Origin of the sequence: Rhodanobacter sp. MP1X3 (genome assembly GCF_014207165.1) — a bacterium.
In the GTDB taxonomy this organism is placed as follows: Bacteria; Pseudomonadota; Gammaproteobacteria; order Xanthomonadales; family Rhodanobacteraceae; genus Rhodanobacter.
Window position 1 is genome coordinate 212,412 of the sequence record NZ_JACHCO010000005.1, and the last position, 18,197, is coordinate 230,608.

Sequence of the window (18,197 nt, forward strand, 5' to 3'; positions counted from 1 at the left end):
CGCGCATAGCCGGCGGCCGCCATCGGACCATTGGACTCAAGTCGTTCTCCGCACCTGGCTCTGTGCCTGCGCATGTGCCAGCGCACGCCGCTCGCGACGCGCTTCCATCCAGTCGGAGAACCGTTCCATATGCAGGTAAATCACCGGCGTGGTGTATAGCGTGACCAGCTGCGACAACAGCAGACCGCCGACGATCGACACACCCAGCGGACGACGCAATTCCGAACCGATGCCATTGCCCAAGGCCAACGGCAACGCGCCGAGCATGGCCGCGGCGGTAGTCATCATGATCGGACGAAACCGCAACAGGCAGGCACGACGAATCGCATCGCGCGCGCTGAGGCCGGTGCGCTTCGCCTCGATCGCGAAGTCGATCATCATGATCGCGTTTTTCTTGACGATACCGATCAGCAGCACGATGCCGACGATGCCATCCACCGACAGGCTCATGCCACACAGGATCAACGCCAGCAACGCACCCACACCCGCCGGCGGCAACGTGGAGATAATCGTCAGCGGATGGATGTAGCTCTCGTACAGCACGCCAAGCACGATGTAGATCACGATGATCGCGGCCAGCAGCAACAGCACTTCGTCACCGAGGCTGTTGGAGAACTCGGCGGCCTTGCCGATGAACTGTCCGCGTACCTGCGCCGGAAATTTCAGTTGCTGCTCGACCTCGTGAATCGCATCGACACCCTGCGACAGCGAATAACCTGGCGCCAGATTGAACGACAAGGTCACCGCCGGCAGCTGTTGCGAATGACTGACCACCAGCGGTGCCGTGGTGACAACTGATGAGGCCAGCGAGGCGAGCGGAATAATGCCGCCAGTGCCGATGATCACGCCGGTATTGGCGACGCCGACGCCGGTGCTGGTCGACGAATTGCTCGAAGCAGCCTGACCGAAACTGGTGGCATTGCTGCCCGTCAGCGCACCGTTGCCATTGCTCTTCACCGCCAACTGATTCAGCAGCGCCGTGCTGTTGCGGAACTGCGGCGCCACTTCGAGCACCACGCGATACTGGTTGAGCTGGGTGAAGATGGTCGAGATCTGGCGTTGACCGAACGAGTCGTACAGCGTGTCGTCGATGGTCTGCACCGGCACGCCGAGGCGGCTGGCCTTGTCGCGGTCGATGGTCAGCTTGAGCGCCGTGCCCTGATCGGCGAGATTGTTGTCGACGTCTGCGAGTTCAGGCCGCTGACGCAGCGCCTGGGTCATCTGGCTGGCGTAGCCGGACAGCTCGGTCGAGTTCACGTCGGACAGCGAGTACTGGTATTCGGTGGCCGACACTTGGCTGTCCAGCGTCACGTCCTGCACCGGTTTCAGGTAAAGCGCGACGCCGGGAATATTGGCCGCGGCCTGCTGCAGGTTGGCGACCATGGTATCGAGATTGGCGCGATCACCACGATCCTTCAGTACGATGCTGAGCTGGCCCTGGTTCAAGGTCGGATTGACCGAACCCGCGCCGATAAACGCCGCTACACCGGCCACACCATCGATCTTGCGCAGCGCATTGGCGACCGCCTGCGTACGTTGCTCCATCTGCGGAAACGCCACGTTCTGATCGGCCTGCACCACGCCGGTGATCATGCCGGTGTCCTGCTCCGGCAGCAGACCCTTGGGAATGATGATGTACAGAATGATGGTGATGAACACGGTGATACCAGCGACCACCATGGTCAGCCGCTGGTGGTCGAGAATCCAGTCGAGCGAACGCTCGTAGCCACCGACGATGCGCGTCCACACATTTTTTTTGCCCGCCGCTGCGTGACGCTCATGCACGTCATCACTATCGGGCAAAGCGTCGGCCTTCAGCAGATACGCACACATCATCGGCGTCAGTGTCAACGACACCAGCATCGAGATGACCACCGCGATAGTCAGCACCCAGGCAAACTCGTGGAACAGCCGGCCGGTAACGCCAGGCATCAGCAGCAGCGGCAGGAACACCGCGACCAGCGACACGGTCAACGACAGCACGGTGAAGCCGATTTCCTTGGCGCCGACTTCCGCCGCTTCCTTGCCGTCCATGCCTTGTTCGATATAGCGCACGATGTTCTCGATCATCACGATCGCATCGTCCACCACGAAGCCCGTGGCCACCGCCAGCGCCATCAGTGACAGGTTGTCCAGCGACATGCCGGTGAACGACATCACCGCGAACGTGCCCAGCAGCGACAGCGGAACCGCCACCGATGGGATGACCGTGGCCCACAACCGACGCAGGAACACGAAGATCACCGCCACCACCAGGCCGATGGTGATCAGCAACGTCATCTCCACGTCGTGCACCGAGGCACGGATGGTCACCGTGCGGTCGGCGAACACATCCAGGTGCACATCGGCCGGCAACACCGCCTTCAGCTGCGGCAGGATCTGCCGGATCGACTGCACCGTCTGCACGATATTGGCGCCGGGCTGCCGGCGGATGTCCAGCAGCACGGCGGATTTGCCGTTGGCCCAGGCGGCCAGCTGGTCGTTCTCCACGCCGTCAACCACGCTGGCTACGTCGGACAGGCGTACCGGCGCGTTGTTGCTGTAGCTGATGATCGTGCTCTTGTATTCCTCGGCAGTCGCCAGCTGATCGTTGGTGCCGATGCTGTAACTCTGCGTGGCGCCATTGAGCGTGCCCTTGGGCGCGTTGACGTTGGCCTCGGTAAGCGCGTTGCGCACGTCCTCCATCGTCAGGCCGAGGTTGGCCAGCTGCGCCGGATTCACCTGCACGCGCACGGCCGGGCGCACGTTGCCGGCGATCGACACCAGACCCACTCCCTGCACCTGCGCCAGCTTCTGCGCCAGGATCGAGTCGGCGTAATTGTTGACGTCACGCAGTGGCAACGAATCAGACGTGAGCTGCAGGGTGAGGATCGGCGCATCGGCCGGGTTCACCCGGTTGTACACCGGCGGATACGGCAAAGTGCTGGGCAGCGTGCCACGCGCCTGGTTGAGCTCGGACTGCACGTCCTGCGCGGCAATATCGATGTCGCGATCCATGTTGAACTGCAGCACGATGGTCGATAGACCCGCCGACGAATCGGAGGTCATCATCGCCAGGCCGGAAATCTGGCCCAGGTTGCGTTCCAGCGGCGTGGTCACCAGTGACGCCATGGTCGCGGCGCTGGCACCGGGATACTGCGTGGTCACGACCAGGCTGGGCGCCTCGATTTCGGGCAGCGCCGATACCGGCAGCTCACGGTAGCCAAGGATGCCGAGCAGCAGTACCGCCACCATCAGTAGCGAGGTGGCGATCGGTCGGCGGATGAAGAGGGTCGAAAATCCCATGGCGTGTGGTAACCGTCAGCTGGCGTGGTCGTGGGCGACCGTCAATGAACCTTGCGCGATGGCGCTACGCAAAGGCAGGCTGTCGCGGGTGACCGGCGAATTCGCCGCGATCACCCGCCGGATGAAGCACAATTCGTCAGCCACCGCCACGACGGCCGCCACCACTCTTCTGCTTGGCCTTCAACTCGGCATCGCTGGGTGCAGGCGGCACTTCGCCGGGTTTCAGCGCCTGGACCTTGCTGCCGGGCTTGAGCCGGAACTGGCCTTCGGTCACCACCTGATCGCCGACCGCCAGACCCTTGCTGATCATCACGTTGCTGGCACCCACTTCGTTGGCCACGGTCACCGGCTGCATCTTGACCGTCTTGTCGTCCTGCAGCTGATAGACGTAGTCGCCGTCCGGACCACGTTGCACCGCCTGCGCCGGGATCACCAAACCACCGGCCGTGGTGCTCACCTTCAGCTGTGTGTTGATGAACTGACCCGGCCAGAGGTTGCTGTCCAGATTCGGGAACTGCGCGCGCAGCTTGAACGTGCCGGTGGTGGTATTGATCTGGTTGTCGATCACCTGCAGTACGCCGCCGCTCGCCAGCGGATGCGCGTCGGTCTTGTCCAGCGCCACCACCTCAAGCTGGGCGCCGCCCTTGATCGCATTGCGCACGGTTTCCAGATTCTGCTCGGGCAAATAGAAGATCACGTAGATCGGATGGATCTGGGTCAGCGTGACGATCGCCGTGGTAGTGGTCACCACGTTGCCCGGGTCGACGCTGCGGATACCGGTGACGCAATCGCAGGGCGAGATGATCTTGGTGTAGTCGAGCTGCACCTTGGCCGACTTGACCGAGGCAGCGTCAGACGCGACGGTGGCCGTGTCCGACGCCACGGTGTTGCGGTAGGTGTCCATATCCAGCGCGGCGACATAGCCTTGCGCCACCAGCGCCTGGTTTCGCTTGAGCGTGCTTTGCGCCGTGCCCAGCAGCGCTTCGTCCTGTTTCTGCTTGGCGAGGGCCTGGTCGTAATTGGCCTGGTAGGTGCGTGGATCGATCTGCGCCAGCACATCACCCTTCTTCACCGACTGACCCTCGGTGAAGTTCAGCGTCATCATTTCGCCGCCGACCTGTGGGTTGATGGTCACCGTATTGAGCGCCTGCACCGTGCCCAGGCCGGTGAGATAGATCGGCACGCTCTGGCTGACCACCGGCTGCACGGTGACCGGCACCGGCGCGGCATCCTTGTCGCCCTGCGCATCCTGGCCCTTGGCCGCTGCACTGCTATCCGCACCCGCGCCACGACGATGATGGCCACCGGCCGTCTCTGCCGGCTTGTGCAGCAGTCGGAAGCCCACTAACGCCACCACGATCACGGCAATAACGATCAGGGTGATCTTCCAAAAACGCGACATGTATAACTCCTGGACTTGAAACAACGCGGCAACGGGGTCCACAACGGGGTGCCATACACCAGTCCAGCATGCACGGCTTGTATGTCTGAAGTTTGTCGGGTCTCACCCGGTCGACACAATGGCCGACAGACTCCTCTGGGGTGAAAGCATAGGTGTAGTGGAACGAACTTGAACAATGCCAGTTGACAGGGGTAGAGCATGACCGATGGCAGGGTTCGATATTTGCAGACCTCGTTTTTGCGACATCGTTCAGGCGCCGCGCTCACCCGGCTGTCGAAGCGGCACATCCGTGATGCGCGTCCGCGGAGGCCTGAAACTTGCCGCACGCTTCGTCTATAATCCGGCGCTGGTTGCCTTTGAGCGGGCATGGCAACCTCGCGCAACGGCCTGACCCGCGACTACGGCGGTTCTGGCCTCGCCATACCACCGGTGCAACAGAACAGCTAATCAGGTACGCCGGAACAGCCTCCCTGGCTCACCGCCCTGCCTACTGAAAGGAGTACGTGCGTGAGCGGTCCCATGAGCAATTCCGACAAGACCACCATCCGTCAGCTTGGCATCATGGTCGGCGGCCTTGCTGTGCTGACGGTCGTATTGATGTTCGCCGGCTACGAGATTTACGACCACGCGCCGAAGGAAACCGATCCGAACCAGTCGGCTGCGGTGGTCGATCGCATCACACCAGCTGGCGCCGTTTATGCCGGCAATACCGGCCGCGCCGCGATGCAGGCCGCGGCCGATGCCGCCGCCAAGGCCGCTGCCTCGCAGGTGGCCTATGGCGGCACCACCGACGGCAAGGTCATCTTCGACAACCTGTGCACCAGCTGCCATACCGCTGGCGTCGCTGGTGCGCCCAAGGTCGGCAACAAGGCGATGTGGGCGCCGCGTATCGCCGAAGGTCTCGACACGCTGATCAAGCACGCTACCGAGGGTTATCACGGGCCGGACGGCAACTTCATGCCGGCCAAGGGTGGCAACCCGGCGCTGACCGACGCACAGGTCAAGGCCGCGGTGACATGGATTGTTGACCAGGCAAAATAAGCACCGATTCCATCGCCGTTGATTCATTGCAACGCCGCCTTCGGGCGGCGTTGCTGTTTGCGCACTGGCCCACTTTCCCTGATCACGGGTAGTTCATCGCAAAAAAACGTCATTTCGATCTGCTAGCGTCAGCACCCTGTCGTCACGCTTCCAGCTTCTGCACGTATTCATCGGAACCCCTTTATGTCGTTACGTTTCGCGTCACTTGTCGCCTTGGCAACCGCCCTGCTCGCCGGCTGCGCCGGCCAACACGTGAAACTGCTGGACGGCATGCAGGCAAAAGTGGCGATTCTGGAAACCACCGACATCCACTCCAACGTCCTGAGTTATGACTACTACAAGCTCAAGCCGGACAGCACGCTGGGCTACGAACGCACCGCCACGCTGATCCGCCGCGCCCGCGCGCAGTTTCCCAACACCTTCCTGTTCGACAGCGGCGATACCATCCAGGGCAGCGTGCTGGCCGACTATCAGGCGCTGGTGAAGCCCCTCGCCTGCGATCAGGAGCTGGCGATCTACCGCGCGATGGATGCAGTCGGCTACGACGGTGGCACCGCCGGCAATCACGAGTTCAACTACGGCCTGCGCTTTCTCTCGCAAGCCACGGGTACGCCGATGAACGTCGACGGCGGCCACACTGATCATTGCGCCGGCCCGCATTTTCCGCTGGTGCTTGCCAACGTCGACAGCGTGCGCGACGGCAAGCCGATCTTCCAGCCGTGGACGGTGGTGACGAAAACCATCGAGGCCTACATGCCTGATGAAAGCCGAGCCGACCGCGGCAAGATCGGCGTACCGCTGAAGATCGGCATCATCGGTTTCACCCCGCCACCGATCATGCAGTGGGACAAGCAAAACCTCGCCGGCAAGGTCACCGTCACCGGCGTGGTCGAGGCCGCGCAGAAATACCTGCCGCAGCTGCAAGCACAGCATCCCGACCTGATCGTGGCGATTCTGCACGGCGGCCTCGACACCGCGCCATACACGTCGGCGATGGAAAATGGCGGCTGGTACCTGGCCGGTGTGCCCGGCATCGACGTGCTGCTGCTCGGTCACGCACACACCGAGTTCCCCGGTCCGCACTATGCCGGCATGAAGGATGTCGATGCCGAGCACGGCTTCGTCCGTGGTGTACCCGCGGTGATGGGCGGCTTCTTCGGCAAGGACCTGGGCGTAATCCAGCTGACACTCGACCGGCAGCAGGGCCGCTGGGTAATCGACCGCAGCCAGTCGCACAGCGAGGTGCGGCCAATCTGTGCGGCTATCGCTGGCGCAAACAAGCTTGTTGCGAAACCCGACTGCGTACCTGCCGATCCGCAGATTGCGCCGCTGCTGGAAAAAACCCAGGTAGCGGCGATCGCCTACGTCAACACACCGATCGGCGAAAGCACCGTACGCATGAGCAGCTACTTTGCCGACGAGGGCAACATGACCGCGCTGGCCGCCGTCAACGCGGCGCAAGCCGACTATGCGCGCAACGAACTTCCGCGCACGCATCCCGAACTACGCGACGTACCGATGCTGTCCAGCGCCGCCGCATTCCGCACCGGCTTCGGCGGCCCCGACGATTACACCGACGTCGCCGCCGGCCCGCTGACCTTGCGCAGCGCCGCCGACCTGTACTTCTATCCCAACACACTAGCCGCGGTGAAAACCGACGGTGCCGGCCTCAGGGCATGGCTGGAGAAATCTGCCGAGCGCTTCAACCAGATCGATCCGAACAAGGCCGGCGAGCAGCAGCTCATCAACGACAAATACCCTGGTTTCAACTTCGACCAGATCCAGGGCGGTATCCACTACGTGGTCGACCTATCGAAGCCCGTCGGCCAGCGCATCACCACGCTCACCTATCACGACAAACCAGTGACGCCCGACCAACCCTTCGTCATCGTCACCAACAACTACCGTGCCAGCGGCGGCGGCCACTTTCCTGGCCTCGACGGCAGCAATATCGTCCTCACCGCTCCGGATGGCACCCGCGAAATTCTGGCCGACTGGTTGAAAGACAAAAAGCAGATCGGCGCGAAGGATCTTGAAACGACGTCATGGCAATTCGCGCCGCTGAAAACGCACGGCCTAGTGGTGTTCAGTGGCGCCAGCGGCAAGCAGGATGTGGCGTATGCGACCGGACTCCGAGGTATCCGCCAACTGAAGGACCTTGGCGACGGCATAGCTATCTACGCAATCGACTTGTCCGAGTAATCACCCGCCAGATAGTTTGACTAGCCTATCTATGTCGACCGAGTCTGTGTGAGAACGCAGCCGTGCGTTTTGGGCTGATCAAGATTTGCTCAGATTGACGTGTGTACGTTTGGCTCTGAACCACTGATGCTCGAACAAGTTGCCGAAAATCGCCTCGACCCGTAGCAGGCATCCCGTGTTCGTATGACGAATGGCACGGCAGTACTTCTGACACGCGTAGGTTAGATAGGTACAGCGCACATTCGTCATTCGCTTGAAGTTACGCAGAGCTTGGCATTAGTCCAGGTGCGGGGTGCGCCGCTCAACTTAGGTAGCGGTCAATACGATCACGCCTTCTGCGCGTCAGAATTTAAGGATGCCAGAACATGGATACGAGCCGCAGGACAGCATATGGCAATCGTCCTCGACCAGGAGATGGGCATATGAAATCCCGGATTCTGCTTACTTGCCTGGTCGCGCTGATGAGCATGGCCAGCGGCGTTTGTCTGGCGGGTAGTCATCCGGCGCCAAAGCCAAGCGCGGCGCCGGAGCGTTTGTACTCAGCTATGGAATTGCGCTCGGACTTCGAACAGATGTACCGCGAACTTAAAGCGGCGCACTTCGATCTCTATGCATTCACGCCAAAGCCAGAACTTGATCGACTGTACGCTCGGACGCTTGCAGGGTTGAGTCGGCCGCTAACTCTGCCGCAGGCAAAAAACCAATTCGAGTTGTTTGCTGCCGCCGTACACATGGGCCATACGCGCGTCGACTCGCCAGCATCGGATTGGGCGCGGTACAGAAAACATGGCGGCCGGGCTTTCCCACTGCAGATAAGAATTGCCGATGGTCGCGTTTACGTAGCGGAAAACCTCAGCGGTTTGGATACGATCCGACAAGGGGATGAAATAACCAGCCTCGACGGGGAAAGCCTATCGCGCTGGCTGGAGCGGACCGAACGGCATGTATCCGCGGAGACGCCATACATGGCCCATTCGCTGATGGAGTATGACTTTCCCACTTATGTCTGGGTCGAACTTGGCGCGGTTGACGGTTTCGATATCGTATTGAGCAGGGTCGGTTCCGCTTCTCAGCGTCTGCACATACCGGCTCGCACCAGCGCTGAAATGGACGCAGCTCGTAAACAGCAGCCGCCAGTTCTTGATCTGGAAAAGCCATTGCGCGATTCGAGGATGCTCAGCGATAGCGTCGCGTACCTTCGTCCGGGGCCGTTTTACAACGCGGAGGCAAAGACCGGAGCCGAAGAGTGGGACGTTTCCAGCTTTCGCCAATTCATCGATAGCGCATTCGAAAGTTTTTCCGAAGCGCACGCGGCAAGCGTGATCATCGATCTACGCGGTAACCCTGGCGGCGACAACCTCTTTAGCGATGTCCTGGTCTCCTGGATTGCCACTCGCCCATTCCGCTTTGCCTCGCAGTTCAAGATAAAAGTGAGTGAGGAATCCACGGCCGCGAACCAGGCCCGGATCGCGAATGATGCCGCAGCAGCCGGGCCCATTTCGCAAAAGTACGCAAACCTCTACGCACACGCGTCAAGCGGAGATATCGTTGATTTCGATATTCCATTGGCTTATCCGCGTCCGGGAAAGCGCTTTAACGGCAAGGTATTTGTTCTGATCGACCGCCAGTCCTACTCGGATGCCGTATCGGTAGCCGCTCTCGTTCAGGACTACAAATTCGGCGTCATTCTGGGAGAACCAACGTCCGACATGGCGACGACCTATGGCGCGATGGAGCAGTTCACCTTGAAAAACACCAAGCTCTTGGTCGGCTATCCCAAAGCAAGAATTGTCCGGCCGAATGGAGATCTGCGCGAGAAGAGAGGCGTTACACCGGATATACAAATACGGATCCCCATTGTGCAATCCGTAAACGACGAGGTACTGCGCCAGGCAGAGATCATCGCGCAGCATAATTGATGACCGTAGATAGATTACGGCAAGCAATCGTTTGAGACCGCCGTTGTGAACAGACACTGCGTGTGTCCGCTTCTCCGTCCGAGTCTTGAAAGTAGTGGCGCTGCCCCGTGTGTTGAGCCGTGTTCACTTGCAGGACATCTGGCACAAAGGAGACTGGGTGGTCTGAGCTCCGGGAGCAGTAGTGCAATACGGTATGGTTGTTGAACCTTTTCTTGCCCGTATAGGCGGGCGCCGGTACATGTTCTGGTGCGCTTTGTTGCTTACCGCGTGCCTCGGTCCGACATTTGAGACTCATGCTCGTGGCGTAGAGACGCATACGCTCAAAGGCTCGTCGCGCGGTCAGTCTGCAGATCAACTATCCATCCAGATCGATAGCGATCGGCTGACCCTATCTGTCACCGACGTTCCGCAGGTTTATCTTTATGGCGTTATCGACGCCGACGCGCCTCAACGTGTTACCGCGTTGATGAAGTCGGGAAAGATCCCCAACGGGTCCGATATCTATCTGAATTCCTCGAACGGAAACCTGAGTGCAGGCTTGGCGCTGGGGCGTCTGTTTCGGGCCGGTTCGATGGTCACGCACCTGGGCAAGCCAAGACGCAAGGGGGAGATCAACACGGCTGTCTGCGTGGGCGCATGCACCTATGCCTACTTCGGTGGACTCTATCGGTGGGCGGCCACCGGTAGTGATCGCATCGGTCTGTCCTCGTACCACACGATGGACCCGGCAGTGAGCGGCATTGGCCAGGCGCAGCAGACCTCGGACGAAGTCGTTTCGTATCTGAAGGACATGGGCATCAATCCCAGTGCGCTCACGCCAATGGCGACCACATCACACGATGCGGTGATGTGGCTGACGGCGGATCAGATGATTTCATCGGGACTGGCCAACAATGGACGGCTACCGCTCACGGCGAAATACCAACCATCTGCCACTGGACTCTATCTGGTGCTCGATCAGGTCGACCGTCACGGCGAGCACCGAATGACGATCGAGTGCAAGCGCGGTCTCGTGACGCTTACCGCGATCAATCAGGTAGGCGCAGCCCGTGCAAAAGATATTGTGGCGCGTGGCGCACGATCGTATTTCGAGATCAACCGACAAGAGACGCTGACGCAACCGCGGGATGGTGCCAGTGTCGCCAGCGATTCGGTGACGATGGCCCGGCCCTATCCGCCCGCTCGTCTGGAATACATCATTTTTGCGCAATCCGTCGGTGCATGGGTCGGCGACAGCAATAGCGCATTTCGCAACGGCTTTACCTTCTACCTTGAACCTGTCAGAAGTACCCTCAAGGACTATTACAACGCCTGTTGGCAGGCGGCGCCGTGGCCAACCAAACAAAATCCAAATCCCTGACAACGGAAACAAATGAGTCAGTGACATTGTCCAACCGACTGACCGCTGATCGTTACACAGGCATTTAGCCGTCCGTTTTTCGCTCGATGCGGACGCGGGCGGCTACCATGTGCACTCTCTTAAAGAGCTGGTTCACGATTTCCTGAGCAGCAAAGCCAAGAAGGCCGGATGGCTTCATCTTGTTCGCTCCACTTGGGGAAGTCGCTCGGCAACGTTCGCGCCACTGGCAGCCCGTGCGCAGCAGGTACAACACCGCGCACTACACTTCGTATCAGATCCACGATCCGGGGCTTGGTCTTCCGGCGGGCTTGCTCTGGCAACGGTCGAACCTGATCGAACAGTTCGCGACTCATATCGCTGGGATAGCTCTTCTTACACATTCCCATTATCAGGAATGTCGGGGAGATCGTGAACAGGTTCTAAGACTATTTCTCATTGACACGGAGAGAGGCCGCAATGTAATAAAACTGGAGGGGTATGACGACGTTTACGGACTTTCGGCGCAGGCTGATGGAACGACGGGTGCGTAACCCTTTCAACTCAGGGAGTGGAGACCATCATGCTCAAGAGGATAGGGCTTACGCCCTGGCCGCAACAGCTAGTCATCGTCGTGGCATTCTGCGGAGCGTACCTGCTGCTGCGCAGCGTTTCGTTGGTCTATTACGGTTACTGGATGCCCCAAGCCGGGATCTGGCTGGCTGGTGTGCTGCTGCTGCCGCGTCGGTTCTGGGCGGCCCTGCTGGTCGCCAATCTCGTGGCTTTTATCCCCGTCGCTTATGCCTGTTTTGACCAATACGGTTGGAGTGGGTCGCTATTGCATCTGATTCCGACATCGGCTTTTGCCATGGTGGTGGCATGGCCGCTGCGTGCACATCTCCCTGGCACGGTATCCGGCAAGTGGGTACTCGAATCGATCACAGCCAAGCATATGGCGGCGCTGCTGGGCTGTACCTTCGCCTTCGCGCTGCTTTCAGCAGCCGATAGCACCTTGCAACTTATTCTGACGTTTCAGCCGGAAGATAACGGTCCCGCCTGGGTTTGGCTTTGGGCGCCGCGCTATCTATTGGGAACCTATCTGGGCTGTCTGACGGTGGGGCCGCTGGCGCTGGCCATCCACCAAGCCGTTCGTCGGGCGGACTCCTGGCGTGACCTGGGTCGGCAGATGGGCAGCAGCCGTCTATTGCTCGAAGGCGTGGTGCTCGGACTGGCGTGCGTCGGGCTGCTGACGGCGATGGGCGTGGGTGTCGCCGGCGACATATGGCGTCAGGCCGCGCGTATGGCCCTGTTTTTGCCAGTGGCTTGGATGGCCGTGCGCTATGGCTGGCAGGGCGCCGCGGTGGGCGGCACCGCCGCCAGCGTTGGCATCCTGCTGAGCATGCCCGCGCACTACGATCCGGGCGTCATCAGCGCGCAGAACTTTATGGCCATTTTTCTCACGGTGTTACTGCCGCTGGGAGCGAAGATCAACTGGCTCAATGAGCAGGAGCGGCAGCTGGCTACTGACCATGTGCAGGTCCGGCAAGCGGCGCGCCATGAAATCTATCAGGGCGAGCTGCGGTTACGTCGTGGCATGGAGATGCAGGGACAGGCCCATGATTATATCAAGGAGGGTTATGGCCGCCTGCTCGAACGCGTCCGCGACGTGCTTCCTGAAAATGAGCTGCATTACTTCCGTACACTGCTGCTTCTGGTCCAGCGTTTCACGTCCTCGGTGCAAGAGAGTTTTCTTCCATCGCCGTGGCAGTGGCCACGCCTGGGCTTGCCTACGGCGCTCTGGGGCGGCGCGATCGCTGAAACCATGGAAGAATGTGGCATCGTCTTCGATGGCCACGTCTCGGAGCGGGTAAATCTGCTGACGCCAGGCGCGCAGTGGACGCTCTACCGGCTGGCCTGCGAAGCGGTGGCCTATACGCTGATGCAATCGCCAGCCACGCCATGTATCCGCCTCTACGTACGGGTGGTGATGGTGGGACCGACGCGCAACATACCCTGGACAATGCTGGTCGTGGCCGGCGAACCCGAACCGCCCACGGCGCAGCCGCTGCTGATCGCGCTACCCAAGAGCAGCCACCTGCTACTGTCTCGACTCGGCGCCATGGGTTTGGATCTTGCCGGCATGCGGGATCGGGCCAGCCTTTACCAAGGCAGGCTGCGCTCCAACAGGCGTCGGCAACGCATTAGCGTGTCGTTGCTGGACACACCTGACGTAAAGCTCGACGCTGGATTTGCCGCAAATAAAGGTCGGCGCGCAGTTAGCGTGGCGTGAGACTGGCGATAAGACGGTGATGCGATGCAATAGCGACGGCTGCATGGAATACGTTTGGTACTTAAACTAATGAATGTGAATTCGCGAACAGAGGGGACACCATGATTCGACACAGTGTATTGCGTGCACCATTGTTGGCTGGGTTGATCGCCGGCATCCTGGCGCTGCCTGCCATGGCACAGCAGCAGGCTGGAACAAGCCAGCAGCAGTCGGGGTTGGGACAGTCATGGCCGCAGGCGAAAAATGTCAGTGCGGCGCCCGGCTGGCATGTTTACGTCTTCGTACAGGACGGAGTCAAGTACATCCAGGTCAACGATCTTGTCGGCACGGTACGCGCGACGGTGGCGACGGAGAACGGCTATTTTCTCGTACTACCGCTGGGTGCCGACGCGCAGCGCGTGTCCACGCCAGCGCGGCCGCTGGCGGCGGCCGTCAACAGCACGGCGCCGGCCATCATGGTCTATCAGGATAGTACGGTGCAGTTGACAGCCCGCTATCAAAGCGATGGCAGTACCGTATGGACGGCCACCGCCAAGACATCGCCAAAGACCACGACAACACCGGCGTTAGCTCCGGCAGACGCAGCCTGTCCTCCGTGCGCCGGCGTCACCCCGCTATAGCTATCGAAAACCTTTCCGTGGGAAGCCGGGTGCGCATTGCACCCGGCGTGCGCCACTACGCCGCCTGCCGTCCTTCGTTGCGCAATCGCTCCTCGGCCACCCCGAAATAACCGTCCGACATTTCCACGCCTACAAATGGTGGCTGGCTCGCAGCGCGGCAATGCCCGTCGTGGCACTACTCATAAAAAGGATCGAGCACCGTCCTGTTCGGCTTCACGATCGCTACCGGCTTTTCCATCAGCGATTCGAGCTTACCGACCTGATGCAGTACATCGCGGCACAGAGGGCCCCCAGATGACGCCGCGCTGGCGCTATGCCAGCCGCATGCTGCTCGGCTTCACCAAGGACGATCGCTGCATGATCCGTGACCTATTGATTGATCATCTTCGTAATACATAGCAAGCTTGGGATCGGACTCTAAAACTTCGTGCCACTCAGAATCGGGGGCGTCGCCAACACCTGAGCGGCCGGAATCACCGGCCCGAATCCGGTCATCCCCGTCGGCCCCAAGCCGAGCACCTACGCCTGCCCAAACTCGTGCAAACGGTCATTGATCAGCACAAAGGTGAGGCCATGCTATGTCGATGTGACGCACGCCTGCACGCCCCATAAGTCGTTTATAAGCCATCCCCGCGATACTCTGCGTATGGTCCATGCCGCTCCGACACACGCGGTGGTGTGACATCCGGAGGAGCGCGCGTTGCACATCATCCTTGTGGAAGACGATACCCAACTCGGCGCGGCGATTCAGCGTGCGCTGGAGCGTCTTGCCTATACCGTGACCTGGCTGCACGACGGCCGCGCTGCGCTCATCGCTCTGCGCGATGAAACCGCCGACCTTGTGCTGCTCGATCTCGGCCTGCCGGGCAAGGATGGCCTGGAGGTGCTGATCGAGGCACGTCGCAACAACATCAAGACGCCGGTGCTGGTGATGACAGCGCGCGACACGCTTGAGGCGCGCGTGGCCGGACTGGATGCCGGTGCTGACGATTATCTGATCAAGCCGTTTCATCTCGACGAGCTGGGCGCACGCATCCGTTCGCTGACCCGCCGCATGCAGGGCCTCGCCGCCAACCGCATCGAAGTCGGCGCGCTGTGCCTCGACCTGGGCACATCGGAGGTCACGTTCCGCGGCATACGAGTCGAACTGACTCGTCGCGAGTTTTCGCTGCTGCAGACACTGATGGAACGTGCGGGCCGGCTGGTTCGCCGGGAAAGCCTGGAGAATTCTCTGTACGGGCTGGACAACGTCGTGGGCAGCAGCGCACTCGAAGTGCTGGTGCACGCACTGCGACGCAAACTGAGCTTCGAGACGATCCAGAACGTGCGCGGCTTCGGCTACATGATTCCGCGGGAACCAAAGTGAAACCGACAAGCCTGCGTGCGCGGCTGCGCTGGCTGATCGTTATCGTGCTGGTCGCCGTGCTGGTGCCGCTGGGCGTACTGAGCTTTCAGCGCACAATCAAGGAAGTCGACGAACTGATGGATGGGCGGCTGGCAGAGTCGGCGCGCACGCTCGAAGTCCTGATCCAGCACACCGGCATCAGCTCGCTGAGCGGACAGGATGGCCAGGGCGGCCTGGTACCGGTACCGAACGAAACCGCGATCAAGCTGGCACGCAGCAAGCACGCCTACACGTACGAGGCAGAGGTCGGCTTTCAGGTGTTCGATAGCTTGGGGCACCCCACGCTGGCGACGGCCAATGTGATCGACCTGCCCGCGCCGCACCCGGGTGATGCGGATTTTCAGGATCTGCATGCTGGCCAGTACAACTGGCGTGTTTACACGCTGAGGGATGTCGCCGAAGGCGTGACGATTCGTACGGCGGAGCGTTACGACAGTCGCAACGGCATCCTGCATGCGCTGTGGCTCGATCATGGCGTGCCGCTGGTGATCGGGCTTCCGCTGCTGGCATTGCTGGTCGGTTGGGCGGTAAAGCGTGGATTGCAACCGCTGGCATCTTTGGCGCAGGCGCTGTCGTCGCGCGAACCAGGCAGTCGCAAGCCGATTCATCTGGACCAGGCGCCGCTGGAACTGCAACCGGTGCTTGCGGCGCTCAACGGACAACTCGAACGTCAGGAAGACGCGCTCGAACGCGAGCGGCGCTTCAGCGCGGATGTCGCGCACGAACTGCGTACGCCGCTGGCGTCGATCATGATCAATCTCGAAAGCGCCATCGCCACCAGCAACCTGACCGAAGCGCAGGACAGCCTCGCCGGCGCGCAGCACAGCGTTGCTGCACTCGCTCGCCGTATCGAACAGCTGCTCGCGCTGGCGCGACTGGAGGCTGGCGTGGCATCGGGACAGCGAACTGCGATCGATCTTGTCGAAGTCGCCAGCGACGTCATCGAAGAGCTGACCACGATCATCGCCGACAGCGGTGTGCAACTCGATTTCATGCAACAAAGTCCGCACGTGATCGTGCAGGGCTACGAGGCAGCACTGGCAGCGCTGCTGCGCAACCTGATCGAAAACGCCTTGCGACATGTTCCGCGGGGCGGGCAAGTTCAGCTGATCATCGAGCAGGGTGCAAAGGAAGCCATGCTGGACGTGATCGATGATGGACCCGGCATTCCGGCCGAGCAGCGCGCCGCCGTGTTTGCGCGCTTTCACCGGGAGAAATCCAGCCGGGGCGATGGTTATGGCCTTGGCCTCTCCATCGTGCAGCGCGCTGCCGAGCTGCACGGCGCATCGATCGAACTGCTCGACTCCCCTTTCGGCACAGGTCTGCGTGTGCGGGTGGCTATTCCGCTCGGCGAATGATGGGCGGCGATCGATACGCCACCCACCCTCTCAGTGCTTACCGACGACCAGGACCGCAAAGCTTCCGGCTACGATGGATGGATGTCCATTTGCCTGTTTGGTGTCGCCGAATTTCGCAGCGGACAGATACAGGCGATGTGACTGCGGATCGAGTGCCAACGTACGCGCGCTGACCTGGGTGGCAATCGTGTTTTTCACCGTGTAGTGATCCGGATCGTCCTCGTGGATGGCGGTGATCGTGCCGCTTTCACCGTTTGAGCTGTAGACCATCGATGCCGCGTCGTCGAATGCCACCGCATCCGGGCCATTGCCGATCGGCAGCGTTGCCACCAGATGGCCGCTGCCCGCATCGAGTACCGTCATCTTCTGGTTATCGCAGACCGAGAACAGCCGGTGATGCTCGCGGTCGATGGCCAGGCCGCTGGGTGACTCGCACGGCGCCAGCGGCCACGTGTTAAGCACGGTGTTGCTGCGCGAGTCGAGCTGCACCAGCTCGGATTTGTCCTCGATATTGACGTAGACATGACCGGCGCCATCGGACACCGCGAACTCCGGCTTGCCGGGCAGCGCGATGGTGGCTATCACACTATTTTTTTGCGGATCGATCACGCTGACGTTGCCGCTCTTGCCATTGAAGGTCAACACGTGATGCGAGGCGATGTCATACACGATCGCGTCAGGCTTTTCGCCGGTGCCTGTGATCACCGCCACGGGTTTCAACGTATCCAGATCGAACGCGGTGACAGTGGCATTTTTGCCATTGCTGGTGAAACCGCGCTTGAGGTCCTGCGCCACGGCAATGCCGTGCACGCCCTGGGTATCGGCAATCGTTCCGATCTGCTTCGCGTGCTGCACGTCGATCACCAGTACACGATCACCACGGCTGACAAACAGATGATGCCGCTGCGCATCGAAGCCGAGGTAATCCCAACCGCCGTCGCCGCCGAGATCCATTCGCGAGAGCACTTGATCGTTGTCCGCTGCCTGGCCAGCGCTCGCACCCAGCGGAACAGTCAACGCCAGCGCAAGCGCAAGCGCCGCAGGCAGAAGATGACGGAAAAGGTTTTGCATGAGGGCTGCCTGTTCGGAGAGGGTGGATGAGTTATGCCGCCCAGCATGAAAGCGTCTGCTTATCGCAGCCTTAGTGAAGCCCTCCCTGGAAACGCTTTCGCGAGATTGTCATATCGAACAAAGTCACTACTAAGCCACATCCGCTAGCGTAACGAGACACATCAGGCAGACTCGGAGCGCGGCTTGTCGCGATCACTCACATGGCGAGCGTCAGGCGCACGACCAAATTCGACATCATGGTCGCGTACGTCCGTTGCCGGTCTATTGC

Annotated in this window: 12 protein-coding genes and 1 pseudogene; 8 read left to right on the forward strand and 5 right to left on the reverse strand. The window is 60.8% G+C overall.

Annotation, left to right across the window (positions count from 1 at the left end; all coding sequences use genetic code 11):
* Positions 1-36 precede the first annotated feature (36 nt).
* The 3 genes from HDE79_RS14680 to HDE79_RS14690 are packed head-to-tail and all read right to left on the reverse strand — an operon-like array spanning position 37 to position 4,687.
* Positions 37-3,285, reverse strand: coding sequence for an efflux RND transporter permease subunit (locus tag HDE79_RS14680; RefSeq protein ID WP_184602748.1), 3,249 nt, complete (start codon positions 3,283-3,285; stop codon positions 37-39).
* Between the two features lie 15 nt (positions 3,286-3,300).
* Positions 3,301-3,447: a hypothetical protein gene (locus HDE79_RS14685; protein WP_184602750.1), complete on the reverse strand. Its 147-nt coding sequence runs from the start codon at positions 3,445-3,447 to the stop codon at positions 3,301-3,303.
* A complete protein-coding gene (locus HDE79_RS14690) occupies positions 3,422-4,687 on the reverse strand; it encodes an efflux RND transporter periplasmic adaptor subunit (RefSeq protein WP_184602752.1) in 1,266 nt (421 codons plus the stop codon). The genes HDE79_RS14685 and HDE79_RS14690 overlap by 26 nt, the downstream gene beginning before the upstream one ends.
* Before the next feature lie 519 nt (positions 4,688-5,206).
* Between HDE79_RS14690 and HDE79_RS14695 the strand changes: the two genes are divergently transcribed.
* From HDE79_RS14695 to HDE79_RS14710, 4 genes are all read left to right on the forward strand, one after another.
* The gene (locus HDE79_RS14695; RefSeq protein WP_184603051.1) at positions 5,207-5,728 is read left to right on the forward strand and encodes a c-type cytochrome; all 522 of its coding nucleotides are present in this window, start codon (positions 5,207-5,209) and stop codon (positions 5,726-5,728) included.
* 183 nt (positions 5,729-5,911) lie between these two features.
* Complete coding sequence (locus HDE79_RS14700) at positions 5,912-7,930, forward strand: bifunctional 2',3'-cyclic-nucleotide 2'-phosphodiesterase/3'-nucleotidase (RefSeq protein ID WP_184602754.1); 2,019 nt, start codon at positions 5,912-5,914, stop codon at positions 7,928-7,930.
* A 422-nt stretch (positions 7,931-8,352) separates the two neighbouring features.
* The gene (locus tag HDE79_RS14705; protein WP_184602756.1) at positions 8,353-9,849 is read left to right on the forward strand and encodes a S41 family peptidase; all 1,497 of its coding nucleotides are present in this window, start codon (positions 8,353-8,355) and stop codon (positions 9,847-9,849) included.
* A gap of 238 nt (positions 9,850-10,087) precedes the next feature.
* Positions 10,088-11,209: a hypothetical protein gene (locus HDE79_RS14710; protein ID WP_255488425.1), complete on the forward strand. Its 1,122-nt coding sequence runs from the start codon at positions 10,088-10,090 to the stop codon at positions 11,207-11,209.
* A gap of 188 nt (positions 11,210-11,397) precedes the next feature.
* On the opposite strand, the pseudogene HDE79_RS14715 reads toward HDE79_RS14710, so the two are convergent.
* Positions 11,398-11,595 (reverse strand): annotated as a pseudogene (locus HDE79_RS14715) (transposase); the annotation flags it as partial.
* A 173-nt stretch (positions 11,596-11,768) separates the two neighbouring features.
* On the opposite strand from HDE79_RS14715, the gene HDE79_RS14720 reads away from it, so the two are divergent.
* The 4 genes from HDE79_RS14720 to HDE79_RS14735 all read left to right on the forward strand — a co-directional run bounded on the left by HDE79_RS14720 (position 11,769) and on the right by HDE79_RS14735 (position 16,858).
* Positions 11,769-13,475 (forward strand): MASE1 domain-containing protein, encoded by a 1,707-nt coding sequence (locus tag HDE79_RS14720; RefSeq protein ID WP_184602758.1) that lies wholly within the window; start codon positions 11,769-11,771, stop codon positions 13,473-13,475.
* 101 nt (positions 13,476-13,576) lie between these two features.
* Positions 13,577-14,095 carry a hypothetical protein gene (locus HDE79_RS14725; RefSeq protein WP_184602760.1) on the forward strand — a complete coding sequence of 173 codons (519 nt, stop codon included), beginning with the start codon at positions 13,577-13,579 and terminating at the stop codon, positions 14,093-14,095.
* Positions 14,096-14,795: 700 nt separating this feature from the next.
* A complete protein-coding gene (locus HDE79_RS14730; RefSeq protein ID WP_184602761.1) occupies positions 14,796-15,461 on the forward strand; it encodes a response regulator in 666 nt (221 codons plus the stop codon).
* Positions 15,458-16,858, forward strand: a complete 1,401-nt coding sequence (locus HDE79_RS14735; protein WP_184602763.1) for an ATP-binding protein — start codon at positions 15,458-15,460, stop codon at positions 16,856-16,858. Before HDE79_RS14730 ends, HDE79_RS14735 begins: the two co-directional genes overlap by 4 nt.
* 30 nt (positions 16,859-16,888) lie before the next feature.
* Here the strand turns inward: HDE79_RS14735 and HDE79_RS14740 are convergent, their stop codons facing one another.
* The gene (locus HDE79_RS14740) at positions 16,889-17,929 is read right to left on the reverse strand and encodes a YncE family protein (RefSeq protein ID WP_184602765.1); all 1,041 of its coding nucleotides are present in this window, start codon (positions 17,927-17,929) and stop codon (positions 16,889-16,891) included.
* Positions 17,930-18,197: the final 268 nt, after the last annotated feature.